General features: G+C 60.2%; 16 protein-coding genes. 7 read left to right on the plus strand and 9 right to left on the minus strand.

The genetic code is table 11. From position 1 onward, the window contains the following. The first annotated feature begins 53 nt into the window (after positions 1–53). The 3 genes from PH547_RS02645 (at position 54) to PH547_RS02655 (ending at position 2589) form a co-directional block, all read left to right on the plus strand. The gene (locus PH547_RS02645; RefSeq protein WP_260303882.1) at positions 54–926 is read left to right on the plus strand and encodes an NAD(P)-dependent oxidoreductase; all 873 of its coding nucleotides are present in this window, start codon (positions 54–56) and stop codon (positions 924–926) included. Between the two features lie 244 nt (positions 927–1170). Next, positions 1171–1992 carry a helix-turn-helix transcriptional regulator gene (locus tag PH547_RS02650; protein ID WP_158704457.1) on the plus strand — a complete coding sequence of 274 codons (822 nt, stop codon included), beginning with the start codon at positions 1171–1173 and terminating at the stop codon, positions 1990–1992. A 51-nt stretch (positions 1993–2043) separates the two neighbouring features. After that, positions 2044–2589 (plus strand): YbhB/YbcL family Raf kinase inhibitor-like protein, encoded by a 546-nt coding sequence (locus PH547_RS02655; protein ID WP_104823318.1) that lies wholly within the window; start codon positions 2044–2046, stop codon positions 2587–2589. Between the two features lie 77 nt (positions 2590–2666). Here PH547_RS02655 and PH547_RS02660 read toward each other — a convergent pair whose 3' ends face one another. The 3 genes from PH547_RS02660 to PH547_RS02670 form a co-directional block, all read right to left on the minus strand. Beyond that, complete coding sequence (locus PH547_RS02660; protein ID WP_104823319.1) at positions 2667–3155, minus strand: Lrp/AsnC family transcriptional regulator; 489 nt, start codon at positions 3153–3155, stop codon at positions 2667–2669. Positions 3156–3221: 66 nt separating this feature from the next. Continuing rightward, complete coding sequence (locus PH547_RS02665) at positions 3222–3854, minus strand: uracil-DNA glycosylase family protein (protein WP_285167334.1); 633 nt, start codon at positions 3852–3854, stop codon at positions 3222–3224. Further along, positions 3854–4420 carry a thermonuclease family protein gene (locus tag PH547_RS02670; protein ID WP_285167335.1) on the minus strand — a complete coding sequence of 189 codons (567 nt, stop codon included), beginning with the start codon at positions 4418–4420 and terminating at the stop codon, positions 3854–3856. Before PH547_RS02670 ends, PH547_RS02665 begins: the two co-directional genes overlap by 1 nt. A 123-nt stretch (positions 4421–4543) precedes the next feature. Between PH547_RS02670 and PH547_RS02675 the strand changes: the two genes are divergently transcribed. Beyond that, positions 4544–6073, plus strand: a complete 1530-nt coding sequence (locus tag PH547_RS02675; protein WP_285167336.1) for a sensor histidine kinase — start codon at positions 4544–4546, stop codon at positions 6071–6073. A 20-nt stretch (positions 6074–6093) separates the two neighbouring features. On the opposite strand, the gene PH547_RS02680 is transcribed toward PH547_RS02675, so the two are convergent. Next, a complete protein-coding gene (locus tag PH547_RS02680; RefSeq protein ID WP_104823323.1) occupies positions 6094–6486 on the minus strand; it encodes a diacylglycerol kinase in 393 nt (130 codons plus the stop codon). Positions 6487–6672: 186 nt separating this feature from the next. Next, complete coding sequence (cobT, locus tag PH547_RS02685) at positions 6673–7689, minus strand: nicotinate-nucleotide--dimethylbenzimidazole phosphoribosyltransferase (RefSeq protein ID WP_104823324.1); 1017 nt, start codon at positions 7687–7689, stop codon at positions 6673–6675. A gap of 123 nt (positions 7690–7812) precedes the next feature. Between cobT and PH547_RS02690 the strand changes: the two genes are divergently transcribed. Genes PH547_RS02690 through PH547_RS02700 form a run of 3 tightly spaced genes read left to right on the plus strand, consistent with a single transcriptional unit; the run spans position 7813 to position 9536 of the window. Then, complete coding sequence (locus PH547_RS02690) at positions 7813–8595, plus strand: adenosylcobinamide-GDP ribazoletransferase (protein ID WP_285167337.1); 783 nt, start codon at positions 7813–7815, stop codon at positions 8593–8595. A 21-nt stretch (positions 8596–8616) separates the two neighbouring features. Continuing rightward, complete coding sequence (locus PH547_RS02695) at positions 8617–8838, plus strand: DUF1289 domain-containing protein (protein WP_285167338.1); 222 nt, start codon at positions 8617–8619, stop codon at positions 8836–8838. Further along, a complete protein-coding gene (locus PH547_RS02700) occupies positions 8835–9536 on the plus strand; it encodes a TIGR02281 family clan AA aspartic protease (protein WP_283050698.1) in 702 nt (233 codons plus the stop codon). Before PH547_RS02695 ends, PH547_RS02700 begins: the two co-directional genes overlap by 4 nt. 5 nt (positions 9537–9541) lie before the next feature. On the opposite strand, the gene PH547_RS02705 is transcribed toward PH547_RS02700, so the two are convergent. The 4 genes from PH547_RS02705 to PH547_RS02720 form a co-directional block, all read right to left on the minus strand. Further along, entirely contained in the window at positions 9542–10066 is a 525-nt protein-coding gene (locus PH547_RS02705) for a GNAT family N-acetyltransferase (protein ID WP_285167339.1), read from the minus strand. A 6-nt stretch (positions 10067–10072) separates the two neighbouring features. After that, on the minus strand, positions 10073–11401 hold the full coding sequence (locus tag PH547_RS02710) for a bifunctional folylpolyglutamate synthase/dihydrofolate synthase (protein ID WP_285167340.1): 1329 nt from the start codon (positions 11399–11401) through the stop codon (positions 10073–10075). A 173-nt stretch (positions 11402–11574) separates the two neighbouring features. Next, positions 11575–12336: an ABC transporter permease gene (locus tag PH547_RS02715; protein WP_283050704.1), complete on the minus strand. Its 762-nt coding sequence runs from the start codon at positions 12334–12336 to the stop codon at positions 11575–11577. Next, positions 12333–13259 carry an ABC transporter ATP-binding protein gene (locus PH547_RS02720; RefSeq protein WP_104823331.1) on the minus strand — a complete coding sequence of 309 codons (927 nt, stop codon included), beginning with the start codon at positions 13257–13259 and terminating at the stop codon, positions 12333–12335. Before PH547_RS02720 ends, PH547_RS02715 begins: the two co-directional genes overlap by 4 nt. Positions 13260–13588: the final 329 nt, after the last annotated feature.

Consider the following 13588-nt stretch of genomic DNA (forward strand, 5'->3'; position numbering starts at 1 on the left):
CCCCTCGCCTTTCCGCTAAGCCTTCAGGCAAATTCTTGGAAGGAGTCTCGCGAATGGCAAAGGTCGCTTTCATCGGCATGGGCGTCATGGGCTATCCCATGGCAGGGCATTTGAAGGTCAAGGGCGGTCATGACGTCACCGTCTATAACCGCACCGTCGCCAAGGCCGAAGCCTGGGCCAAACAATTCGACGGCAAGTTCGCCCCAACCCCCGCCGCTGCGGCCGAAGGCGCCGATTTCGTCTTCACCTGCGTCGGCAATGACGACGACCTGCGCGCGGTGACGATCGGCCATGACGGCGTGCTCGCCGGCATGAAGGCGGGCGCAGTCCTGATCGACAACACGACGGCAAGCGCCGAAGTCGCCCGAGAACTTTATGCCGCAGCCAAGGAAAAAGGCGTGGACTTTATCGACGCTCCCGTCTCCGGTGGCCAGGCGGGCGCGGAAAACGGTGTGCTGACCGTCATGTGCGGCGGTGACGAGGCAGTGTTCGAAAAAGCAAAGCCCGTGATCGATGCCTATGCCCGCATGGTCGGCCTGATGGGTGCCGTCGGCGCAGGCCAGCTCACCAAGATGATCAACCAGATCTGCATCGCCGGTGTGGTCCAGGGCTTGGCCGAAGGCATCCATTTCGGCAACCAGGCCGGCCTTGACATCGAAAAGGTGGTGGAAGTCATCTCCAAGGGTGCGGCCGGTTCCTGGCAGATGGAAAACCGCCACAAGACCATGAATGTCGGAAAATACGACTTCGGCTTTGCCGTCGACTGGATGCGCAAGGATCTGGACATCGTATTGTCGGAAGCCCGCCGCAACAAGGCAAAGCTGCCGCTGACCGCCTTGGTCGATCAGTTCTACGGCGACGTCCAGGCCATGGGCGGCAACCGCTGGGACACGTCGTCGCTGTTGGCGCGACTGGAGCGGAAATAATCCGTCCTAGTCCAGCTCGATGAGGGACGCCGCCGGCTCGCCAAACGAGGCGGCGCCTGCTTCCTGCAAACGATGATCGAAGGCAGTTTCACAAACCGGCAACCTTCGCTACGTTTAGCGGCATTTTGCTGCCGGCTGACAAGAACAAGCCGGTGAAAAGAGTTGCGGAGGCCTGGTGTTTCAAATTTCGGATAATTATTCCGCCTTTCCCCAACGCGATATCGTCCGACGCGACGGAGCCGGAATGACGGCATGTATCATCCAAAGCACGCGCCTGCTCTGCAAGCGCCTTGCGTCGCCTGCTCCGGGCGTGGTGCTCGTTCAAAAAGGTCAGAAGATCATTCTCGATCGGGTCGCCGACATGAAGGCTTGCGCCGGCGATCTCGTACTGATCCCCGAAGGCGCCACCTCCGATATCATCAACGAGCCCGATGGCTCTGGCGGCTATCAGGCGCTCGCCCTGCAGTTCGCGCCAAATTTGATCGCTGATTTCGCAGTCGGCGATGCCAGGCCGGTGCAGGAGATCCAGGTTCTCACCGGCATGCAGCCGGCTTTCGAAGAAGCTTATGGCAAGGCAATCGAGGCGATCCGAAGCGGCCCTCTCCTGCCGGACAGCATCGCAGCATCTCGTGTCAACGAAATCCTGTTGTGGCTCGGCGCGCTCGGCCACCGGTTTGCGCCGATCACGAACCCTGGCCCGATCGAACGCCTGCGCCGGATCATCAATTCCGATCCGGCCTACCCCTGGCGCGCTCCGGAGCTGGCGAAAACTATCGGCATGAGCGAGGCCAGTTTGCGGCGCAAGTTGGCAGCGGCGGAAACGAGCTTTTCTGAGCTTTTGGCTGATATCCGGATGACGACTGCACTCACCCTTTTGCAAACGACCGAGAAGTCCGTGACGCAAATCGCTCTGGATGTCGGCTACGACTCGGCCTCCCGCTTCACCGCACGCTTTCGGACGCGGTTCGATTTCGCGCCAAGCGAAATTCGCGGCCATCAGCGTGAAGTTGATCGAAACGGCGCAAAGACTGATCGAAACAGCGCAGCGCTCATCGCCGCAGAATGACAATCTCCCGCCGTCGACGCTGCGGACAGCGTCGCTCTAACGGAGATTGTCATGAAATATTCTATCGCCGCGGCCCTGGCTGCCACGTTGCTGGCATCGGGCCAAGCCTCAGCCTTTGAACTCGCCAGCCCCGACATGAAGGACAGCGGCACGCTCAAGATCGAACAGGTGGCCAACGTATTCGGCTGCAAGGGCGGAAACGTATCTCCCGCGCTAAGCTGGAAAGATGCACCGGAGGGAACCAAGAGCTTCGTGGTAACGCTCTATGATCCGGATGCGCCCACAGGCTCCGGCTGGTGGCATTGGACCGTATTTGATATCCCCGCATCCGCCAAGTCGCTGCCATCGGGTGCGGGATCGACTGGGGGAACCGGTCTGCCTTCCGGAGCCATCCAGGGAAGAACCGACTTCGGCACCTCTGGTTTCGGCGGCGCCTGCCCGCCTCCAGGCCCGGCGCATCGTTACAAGCTGACCGTAACCGCGTTGAAAGTCGATAAGCTCGGCCTCGACAGCAATGCCAGCGGGGCGCTCGTCGGCTATATGACGCAGGCAAACGCCCTCGCCTCCGCTTCCATCACCGCCACTTACGGCCAATGATGGCGCGCTGACAAAGACGCAACGCCCTTACTGCGAAGTTCACGCAGCGGGCGTTGCCCAAACATATCGCTTGTCGATTAATCGTCGCTCGATTTCGCGTTTTCCAGGATCATGTAATCCAGCGGTAGCTCCGTCGAATACTTGATCTGCTCCATTGCAAAGGCCGAGGAGACGTCGCGGATTTCGATCTTGGCGATCATGCGCTTGTAGAAGGCGTCATAAGCGGCGATATCCGGCACGACGACGCGCAGCAGATAATCGACATCGCCGCTCATGCGATAGAATTCAACCACTTCCGGGAAATCGGCGATCACTTCGGAGAAGCGCTTCAGCCATTCGATCGAGTGACTATTGGTGCGGATCGAGACGAAAACGGTGACCTTGGTGTTGACCTTCTCAGGGTCGAGCAGGGCGACACGACGGCGAATGACGCCATCCTCTTCCATCTTCTGGATGCGGCGCCAGCATGGTGTCGTCGACAGTCCGACCTTTTTGGCGAGATCGGCCACGGCCAGAGTGGAATCCTCCTGCAGCAGGCGCAGGATTTTGCGGTCAAGACGGTCCATTTCGAGTGCCCTTTCGAATTATATTCTCTCTATAGCGCATTTTTGCCGGAGGAAAAGAAACTTGTTTCACGAAACAAGGATTTTCACACGTTCTCGCAACACGGGCAGCAGCTCCATCTCGAACCAGGGATTGCGCTTCAGCCAGCCGCTGTTGCGCCAGCTCGGATGCGGTAACGGCAAGACGGCGGGCGACTGATTGGTAAGGAGATAACGCCGCCATTGCGAAACGGTTTCCGTCATCGATGCCATACGCGCCGGCCCGAGATGCCACGCCTGAGCATATTGGCCGACGGTAAGGACAAGCTCGATTTGCGGCATCGCGTCGATGGTCTTTTGCCGCCAGAGCGGCGCGCATTCCCGGCGCGGCGGCAAATCGCTGCCGGCGGCATCGTAGCCGGGAAAGCAGAACCCCATCGGCACGATGGCGAAATGATCTGGATTGTAGAAACTATCGCGGTTGACACCCAACCATTGCCGCAGGCGGTCGCCGGAGGCATCGTTGAACGGCAAGCCGCTCTCATGCACACGCAGCCCCGGCGCCTGCCCGGCAATCAGGATACGCGCCGTCGCCGATAACACGGCAACCGGCCGCGGCTCATGCGGCAATCGGTCCGCCTCCCCACGCAGCGGCGCGTCCCGGCAGATACGGCAGGCGGCAATGGCCTTGCCCAGCGCCTGCAACTCTTCCTTCCACGCCATCAGCGATCCCATCCGACAAACTGTCGCAAATAATCGCCGAGCCCGGCCAGCGGATCATCACTGCGAGCCATATGCTCGTCGCGCCGATAGTCGCGCGGTCGCTCGAAATCACCCGCCCAAAGCCCTGCCTTCGCCTGACGCGCGGCCGCCTCTTCGCTCGCATAGCCGCCATAAGAGACCGCCATGCCGCTGCGCACCATCGCGCCATTAATGTCAACGCCGTCCGCTTTGCAGGTCACCAGCAGCCGACCGTAACGGTCATGTTCGCTTCCCCGACATTCCGCCCGACCCGTCTTCATAAATTTATCAAGAACCTTGCGCGCCTCTTCGCCGCAGGCCCAATCCACGTGAGCGCGCTGACATTGCTGCCGATACTCCGGCGCATCGATACCAAGCAGGCGCAAACGATCACCGTTTCGGGCGAGCGTATCGCCGTCAACGACATAAAAGTTTCCAGTTTGAATGAGTTCCGGGCGATTGTTCATCTTCAACGCCAGCAAACCAAGCAGTGCCAGCAGCGCGAATGTGGTCACGCCGTCACGAAAAAGACGGCTAGGCCGCGTCACGCTTTTGCCTCCTTAAAGAACAAACCCTTGGCAAAGATGGCAAACAAATCATTTCTGAGCAGCATCTTCTTAAGGTTTGGCCGCTAGTCTGTAGCCCTCGGCAGGCCAAAATTCAACGTATCTATGAGCACCGGCGTCAGCACATCGACAGATAAGATCATCGTCGACCGTTCGCGCAGTCACCGTAACCGGGCTGTGTCGAAGACGGTGCGGCAGACGCGCGAGCGCCTGCAATCTGGCCACAACCGCAGCTTCGACCGCGAAGCCATGATGATGCATGTCGACAGCCTCTTGCAGGGCGCCTCGGTTATGCCGATCTTCGTCATCATCGTCGCAGCGCTCGGCGTCTATCTCGCCGGCGGCGCGCAAATCTTCATCTGGGCGATCCCCACCCTGTCGGCACATGCCCTCAACATGCTGCTCGGCCGCCGCGCAAAAAAACGCGAAATGACCGCCGAAAGCGCCAGAAAATGGCGCCAAATGCTGTTGCTCGGTCAACTCCTCATCGGCTTTTGCTGGGCATACTTCGCGATGCAGAGCTGCACGACCTGCGACGGCGACGGCTTCGCGCTTTATAAAGGCGCGACGCTGCTGGTGGGGATCTGCGTCACGGCGATGGCGAATTTCATGCTGCCGCGCGCCGTACCCTTCTCCTTCGCGCCGGCAATCGTCGCACTTGCCGTCAAAGCGGCGCTGACGCGCAATCCGGTCGATATTGCCTTGACCGCAACCGTTGCCGTGGCGGTCGCCTTCTTCACCTTCATTACCAACCGCATGTTTCAATCAAATCTGAAGATTCTTTCGTTCCAGTCGGAAAAGGACGATCTGATCGCCGAGCTGGAAGTCGCAAAATCCATGTCGGATGAAGCGCGACGGCGTGCCGAAGAGGCGAACCTCGCCAAGTCGCGCTTCCTGGCCTCGATGTCGCATGAGCTCAGAACGCCGCTCAACGCCATCCTCGGCTTCTCCGAGGTCATGTCGGCGGAGGTCATGGGGCCGCTGAACAACGCCACCTATCGCGAATACACCACCGACATCCACCGCTCCGGGCAACACCTCCTCAACCTGATCAACGAGATCCTCGATCTATCCCGCATCGAGGCCGGCAAGTATGAGCTGAGCGAGGAAGCAATCTCGCTGCTGGATGTGTCGGAGGATTGCATCGGCATGGTGCAGTTGCGCGCACGTGGCAAGAACATCTCCATTTCGTCGCAGTTCGAGCCACAGCTTCCTTCGGTCTGGGCCGATGAGAAATCCATGCGCCAGGTGATCCTCAATCTTCTCTCGAATGCGGTAAAATTCACGCCGCAAGGCGGAGAGATCACTGTCAAGGTTGGTTGGACCGCCGGCGGTGGGCAATACGTGGCGATCAAGGACAATGGTCCGGGCATTCCCGAAGAGGAGATACCGGTCGTTCTTTCCGCCTTCGGCCAGGGCTCGATTGCCATCAAGAGTGCCGAGCAGGGTACCGGCCTCGGCCTGCCGATCGTTCAGGCGATCCTCGCCAAGCACGACGGCCAGTTCATCTTGAAGTCCAAGTTGCGCGAGGGTACGGAAGTCATCGCCATCCTGCCGGCCAAACGCGTGCTGCAAAGCCTGCCGGCTATCGAGGACGCGCCTTTGGTCGAGCGTCGCAAGAAGAGCTTTGCCTGACGCTTAGGCCAGACGGTGCTTCAGCGGAAAAACAGATGGCTGGCGATCGTGTAAAGGAGATAAAGGCCGGAAGCGACCAGCATGCAGAGGACAGCGAAGGAGCCGAGATCCTTGGCATGCTTGCCGACGTTGGAAATCTCGGGCGAAATCCGGTCAATGACTTCCTCGACCGCCGTATTCATCGCCTCTACGGCGAAAACGCCGAGAAACAGCACGACGGCAATCATGATTTCCGCAAGGGTTGCCCCGACGACGACGAGCAGGATCAATCCGGCGGCTGCGAACAACAGCTCTTGCCGGAAGGCCGATTCTTGCAGCAGGCGTTGAAAGCCACCCCAGGAATAACCGGCGGCGGCAAAGAAATGCCGGATCCCCGTTTCCTTGGTTACCGCTGATTTCGAAAACTCGGCCATTCCTGCCCCGCTTGCAACGTCTTAACCGCAAAATTAGCAGCCTTGCGAATACCGTTTCGCTATTCCCAAGGCAAGCCGACAACCGCGTCGGCCAAAGAAATCATTACAGTTTTATGACATAGGTCGAAAGTCGGTCGGAATTTTGAAGGCGGAGCGCTTAATCGCGGCGCTCCGCCGTTTTATCCGTCAATGCTTGTTAGCGACGCCGGCGCTCTCGAAGGTCGCCATGCCGGAATGGCAGGCAGCGGCGGCCTTGACGATGCCAGCAGCGAGCGCTGCACCCGTGCCTTCGCCGAGCCGCATGCCGAGCGCCAGCAGCGGCGTCTTGCCGAGCTTATCGATCGCCTTGAGATGCCCCGGCTCAGCCGAGACGTGACCGATCAGACAATGATCGAGAGCGGAGGGGTTGGCAGCCTTGAGGATCGAAGCGGCGGCAGTTGCGACATAGCCATCGATAATCACAGGGATGCGCTCCATACGGGCGGCGAGGATGGCGCCGGCCATGGCCGCGATCTCACGGCCGCCGAGGCGGCGCAGCACTTCCAGCGGATCCGAAAGATGGTCGCGATGCAGCGCCACAGCCTTTTCGACGGCAGCGATCTTGCGCTGCAGCATCTCGCCTTCCGAACCTGTGCCGGGTCCAACCCACTCCGCCGCCGTGCCGCCATAGAGCGCATAGTGGATGGCAGCCGCGATCGTCGTGTTGCCGATACCCATTTCGCCAACGCAGAGCAGATCCGTCCCGCCGGCAATGGCTTCCATGCCGAAGGCCATGGTTGCGGCGCAATCGCGTTCGCTGAGAGCCGGCTCTTCGGTGATGTCGGCGGTCGGGAAATCCAATGCCAGATCGAAAACCTTCAGGCCGAGATCGTAGGCCACACAAATCTGGTTGATCGCAGCGCCGCCGGCGGCGAAATTCTCCACCATCTGCTGCGTCACGGCCGGCGGAAATGGCGTGATGCCCTGCTTGGTGACGCCGTGATTGCCGGCAAAGATCGCCACGAGCGGCCGGTTGACGGCCGGCTGACGGCCCGTCCAGGCGGCGAGCCAGAAGGCGATCTCTTCCAGACGGCCGAGAGCGCCCGGCGGCTTGGTGAGCTGGGCGTCACGCTCGCGAGCGGCGACAAGCGCTCGGGAATCCGGACCGGGAAGGTCGCGCAGCAGCGTGCGGAAATCGTCGAATGGCAGGCCGGTAACGCTCATGAATGCCGTTCCTTGTCTTTTGGTCTCAAATCAGGTTCTTTGCGTGCGACTCTATTAGTCTTCGGCACAGGCGCGAACAACTCCAAAAACGCCCGATGCTGTCGCAGGAATATCGGGGAGAGGATGAATATTCGGGAATACACAGGCGACACCGCGCGCGCCGTCGCTTTCTTGAGCCGCATTCCCATGCCGCCGTCCTTCTTTGAGAGCTATGACGGCAAGCTTGCCCGCGTCTCGCGCACCTTTCCCCTCGCCGGCCTGCTGATTGCCCTGCCCGCCGCAATCGTCTTCGGCGTGCTGCTTGCCTTCCACGCCGACCCATTGGTGGCGGCGCTGCTGGCACTTGCAATCCAGACGATGACGACGGGCGCTCTGCATGAGGATGGTCTGAGCGACATGGCAGATGGCCTTGGCGGCGGCAAGGATCGCGACAAGGCGCTCGCGATCATGAAGGATAGCCGCATCGGCACCTACGGCGCTGTAGCGCTGATCCTCTCTTTCGGACTACGCGCCGCAGCGCTTGCCGCCATCGCCCGTGGCCTTACGCCCTTTGCCGCAGCCCTCGCTCTGCCGGCTTCCGCCGCGCTCAGCCGCGGCGCCATGGTCTGGCACTGGTATATCCTGCCCCCCGCGAAGCAGGACGGCGTTGCCGCTGCGGCCGGCAAACCGGATTACAGCGCAATGCAAATAGCGCTCATCACCGCGCTGGTGCTTTCGGCTCTTCTGCTCTGGCCTGGCCTCAGGCTTCCCGCCTTTATCCTGTACCTCTTTGTCACCGCAGCCGCGGCATTTCTCCTCACCCGCCGCGTACGCCAAAGGCTTTCCGGTCACACCGGCGACACCATCGGTGCGACGCAGCAGATTTGCGAGATCGCCGCCCTCTGTACCCTTGCCATGTGCGTTTGAAGCATCGATATATATGCCCTTATGCTAACACCCTGCATTCTTGTCTGCTCCATTGATATGAATACCGGCTATTGCTTCGGCTGCGGACGCACGCGCGAAGAAATCGGCGCATGGACGACCTACAGTGACGATGAGCGACGCGAGATCATGCAGGTCCTGCCGGAGCGCCTCGCCACCGTCGAACGCAAGCCGCGTCGCGAAACCCGTCGCCAGCGGCTGGCGCGGGAGCGCGGCGCAGTATGAACCGCCTGAACGTCGCCCTCGCCATTATCGGCATAGGTCTCGCGCTCCTCGTCTTCAACAATAGCAGCGGCACGACCTTCGGAATCGACAATGACGACTTTGCCGGCATCGTCTATCTGGTGCCGCTCGCACTGGTCATGGCGGCAGGCATTTGGGCGAGCCGCCATACGGCGAGCCAATCATTGCGCAATCTGCTGATCTGGCTAGTCATCATCATGGCGCTGGCGACTGGCTACATTTACCGCCGCGATGCCCAGCAGGTTGGCGACCGGTTGATGGCCGGCCTTGTGCCCGGACACGCCGTCGTCGTCACGACAAGCGAAGGTGGCCAGGAAGTCATTCTCCACAAGCTGCTGAACGGCCATTTCGAGGCACAGGTGATGATCAACGGCCAGCCTATCGACATGCTCGTCGATACCGGCGCCAGCACCATCGCTTTGTCGCAAAAAGACGCCGAGCGCGTCGGCATCAATCCGGAAAACCTCACCTATTCCATGACGGTCATCACCGCCAACGGCAGGGCCAGGGCCGCTCCCGTCGAACTCGGCTCCGTCGCCATCGGCCCGATCCTGCGCCGCGATGTCCAAGCGACTGTCGCCGAAGATGACAAACTCGACCAGAGCCTGCTCGGCATGAGCTTTCTGGAAACGCTGGGCTCGATGCAGATGCAGACGGATGAGCTGCGGCTGCGGGATTGAAGGCTTTACATCAACAACGACAAATCGTCCCAAACGAAGATGATGTTGGCCGATCGCCAAACCGGGCCGGGATCGACGTAACGGCCTGATATCCGTCCGCCCAGCGACCGGTAAAATGCGATTGCCGGATCGTTGCCGACAACAACGCCGAGGGCAGCGCCGGGATAGTGGAGATCGGCAAGATGGCACGCCAGTTCCCGCATCAGGCGACGGCCGAGACCCTGGCGTTTGAGCGAGGGATCGACGTAGAGAGATCGTATTTCCCCTCGCCCTTCGAAGACGGGCTGCGATGGCGCACCGACCGAGCCGATGCCGACCAACCGATCGCCCTGCTCCGCAAGAAGCACCAATTGATCACGACCGGGCTTCTCCAATGTCGCCGCCCATCTGGCTTGCCGATGGGCTTCGTCGAGGCTGCGAAAAGCTTCGGGAGACGCCAGCGTTCGATAGGTTTCGCGCCAGACGGTAACATGCAGATTGGCCATGGCCGCCGCATCGTCGGGAAGAGCCGATCGAATATTGATATCCATCCTCGATCAGCCACCTTTCAACACGGCGCTTCGCAGCGCTCCGACGAGATAGAGCGACCCGGTCACCAAAACCCAGCCATTGTTCTGCGACGCCATCGCCGTGGCACGGTCCAACGCCTTTTGCACATCAGGTTCGGCTTCACAGGCCATTCCCATGGATGATCCCAACGCTTGCAGCTCATCGGCCGGATAAAACCGGCCGGAGCCAGCCGCTTCCGTAAAAAGCGTATGGACAGCGTAGTGAGACAGCACCGTCAGGAACCCGAGCGCATCCTTGTCGGACGCCAGTGCAACAATGGCGATACACCCGCTGTCGAACTCGCGGTCGCGGCTGATATCCCGCAAAACGGCCTCGATATTGAACGGAACATGCGCGCCGTCCATCACCATTGGCACCATTCGCGGAGCCGTATTTGGCGCTGCGGGCAGTTCGAAGGTAAGCCGCTCCATCCGTCCCGGCAGATGCGCGCTATCCCTGACCGCCTGGTCAAGCAGCCATGCGCCGATCGCGACGCCTGCTCGAGCACCCTCGCGCGCACGTTCGCCATGCTGTCCCAAATAGTCGAGGACCAAGCCAGCCAACGCGGCATTCTTGTCCGCTATCGTGGCGTCATCGGGAAAGTCGGTGCGCAATACGCGACAACCGAGCTCATCTGCGCGTTGCTGCAAAACCCGGCCCGCAGCATCTGAGATCGGAAGTGTCGTCGCGATAGTTGCGCCGGACTTCAATATACCCACCTTCTCGCCCGCGATCGCCTCGCGCGTACTGCCGAGGATTTCCGTATGTTCGAGCTCGATATTCGTGACGACCGCAACTTCGCCGAAGACGACATTCGTGGAGTCCAGTCGGCCGCCAAGCCCGACTTCCACAACCACCCAGTCGAGACCGGCGTGCTGGAATACAAGAAAGGCAGCAGCCGTTATCATGTCGAACCAGGTGGCGTCTTCGCCGGCCGTCGCCTCCCGCTTTGCCGACTCGTAGCTGTCCAGCGTCTGTTCCAATGCCCTTGCCAGCGCCTCGTCTTCGACCGCTTGGCCTGAAACGCTGATCCGCTCATTCACACGATCGACATGCGGCGAGCCATAACGACCGGTCCCCAGCCCCGCCTGCAGCAAGGCCGCTTCGATCAGCGCAGAAACGGAACCCTTGCCCTTGGTACCGGCGACATGGATGACACGGAAGCTTCGATGAGGATTGCCGAGCCGCTGCATGAGATCGAGCATCGGATCGAGGCCGACACGCATCTCTCCGCGAGGCTTGCGCTCCCAATTGGTTAGCAGGTCAAGGCGCGACAGGACATCGGACAGTGAACGAGGCTGAGGAACTGTGGGCATGAAACACCTGCAACAAGGCTCGGGTCGGTCGCCCAGACGCGCGGCTTGATCGTCATCTCACCCGCGCTTCCCCATGGCTTGCAATTTGCTTGGCCGGGGGGCGTGGACATCGAATGTATGAACCGCAGGGAGAGCGATTGCAACCGGTGTATTTGCGGGAAAGTGCCAGCCAATCAGTTCCTTAACCGATATCCGGTCTTGAAAATCCACGCGAGGGTCCCAAGGCAGATCAAGAGGAAAAGCGTGATCATCGCGAGGCTCAGCGCCGGGTTGACGTCGGCGATGCCATAGAAGCTCCAGCGGAAGCCGCTGACAAGATAAAGGACCGGATTGAGGTGACTGACGGCCTGCCAGAAGGGCGGCAACATGTTGATGGAATAGAAGCTGCCACCAAGGAAGGTCAGCGGCGGCACCACCAGCATGGGAATGAGGTTGAGCTGCTCGAAATTCCCCGCCCAGATGCCGATCATGAAGCCGAACAGGCTGAAGGTCACCGCCGTCAACACGAAGAACAGGATCATCATGAAGGGATGTTCGATGGTGATATGCACAAAGAAATTCGCCGTCAGCAGGATGATCAGCCCGATCAGCATGCCCTTGGTCGCGGCAGCGCCGACATAGCCGAGAACGATTTCCGTCATGGCGACGGGTGCAGAAAGAACCTCGTAGATCGTGCCAGTAAACTTCGGGAAATAGATGCCGAAGGAACCGTTACTGATGCACTGCCCAAGCAGCGTCAGCATGATCAGGCCCGGCGTGATGAACGCGCCGTAGGAAACGCCTTCCACCAGTTGGATGCGCGAGCCGATGGCGGCGCCGAAGACGATGAAATAAAGCGAGGTGGAAATGACCGGCGAGACGACGCTCTGCAGCAGCGTGCGGCGCGTACGCGCCATCTCGAACGCATAGATGGATTTGATCGCCTCGAAGTTCATTTATTTTCTCCTACCAGCGATACGAAGATGTCTTCGAGCGAGCTCTGCCGCGTCGACAGGTCCTTGAAGTGAATGCCCTCGGCGGCCAGACGCGACAAAAGGGCCGCGATGCTCGACTGCTCGTGCTCGGCGTCATAATCGTAGATCAACGTCGTGCCATTCGGCCCCAGCGACAGGCCATTGCCGTCGAGAGAATGCGGAACGGCGTTCAGCGGCTGCAGCAGGTCGAGGATGAGCTGTTTGCGGCCGAGCTTGGCCATCAACGCCTTCTTCTTCTCCACCAGCAGCAGCTTGCCGTCATTGATGACACCAACGCGGTCGGCGATTTCCTCGGCCTCTTCGATGTAATGCGTCGTCAGGATGATGGTGACGCCGGAAGCCCGCAGCCGCTCAACGACATGCCACATATCTTTCCGCAACGTCACGTCGACGCCCGCCGTCGGCTCGTCCAGGAAGAGGATCTGCGGCTCGTGCGACAGCGCCTTGGCGATCAGGACACGCCGCTTCATGCCTCCGGAGAGCTGGCGGAGCATATTGTCCCGCTTGTCCCAGAGCGACAGGTCCCGCAGCACCTGCTCGATATGCGCGGGCTTCGGTTTCTTGCCGTGCAGGCCGCGCGAAAAGCTGACCGTGTTCCACACGGTCTCGAACTGATCGGTCGTCAGCTCCTGGGGCACCAGCCCGATCATGGTGCGCGTGGCGCGAAACTCCTTGACGACGTCATGACCGCCGACGGTCACTGTACCCCCGCTCGGATTGGTGATTCCGCAAACGATGGAAATCATCGTCGTCTTGCCCGCGCCATTCGGCCCGAGCAGCGCCAGAATCTCGCCCTGCTCGACGTCGAGATCAATGCCCTTTAGTGCCTGAAACCCATTGGAATAGGTTTTGGTGAGATTACGGATAGAAATGATCGGGGCCATATGGAGGCGAAGTCCGGCTTTTCTGATTAGTTTTGCGGCGTTTGCCCGCTAATATAGTTGGTCAGCGGCTTTTACCACCCAGCCTAAATGAAACAGTGTGTTCGCCTGAGGGAAAGAAACCACACCGCAGGCTGTCATTAAACCGTGACCTTCCTCGGTCATATCTTCCCCAGGTGAGCAACGACTGTCGCACTCCGCCCAACGCCTCTTGGCGACAGCGTCGGCGCCGATGATATTTGCAGATTGATTGCCTTCACATCCATATTGCAGTGCCATTGCGACATGAAGTTTCTTTTCTGGGGCCAGCAAAGATCCCCTGTCGTTGCTGT

Source organism: Rhizobium cerradonense (assembly GCF_030182455.1).
Taxonomy (GTDB): domain Bacteria; phylum Pseudomonadota; class Alphaproteobacteria; order Rhizobiales; family Rhizobiaceae; genus Rhizobium.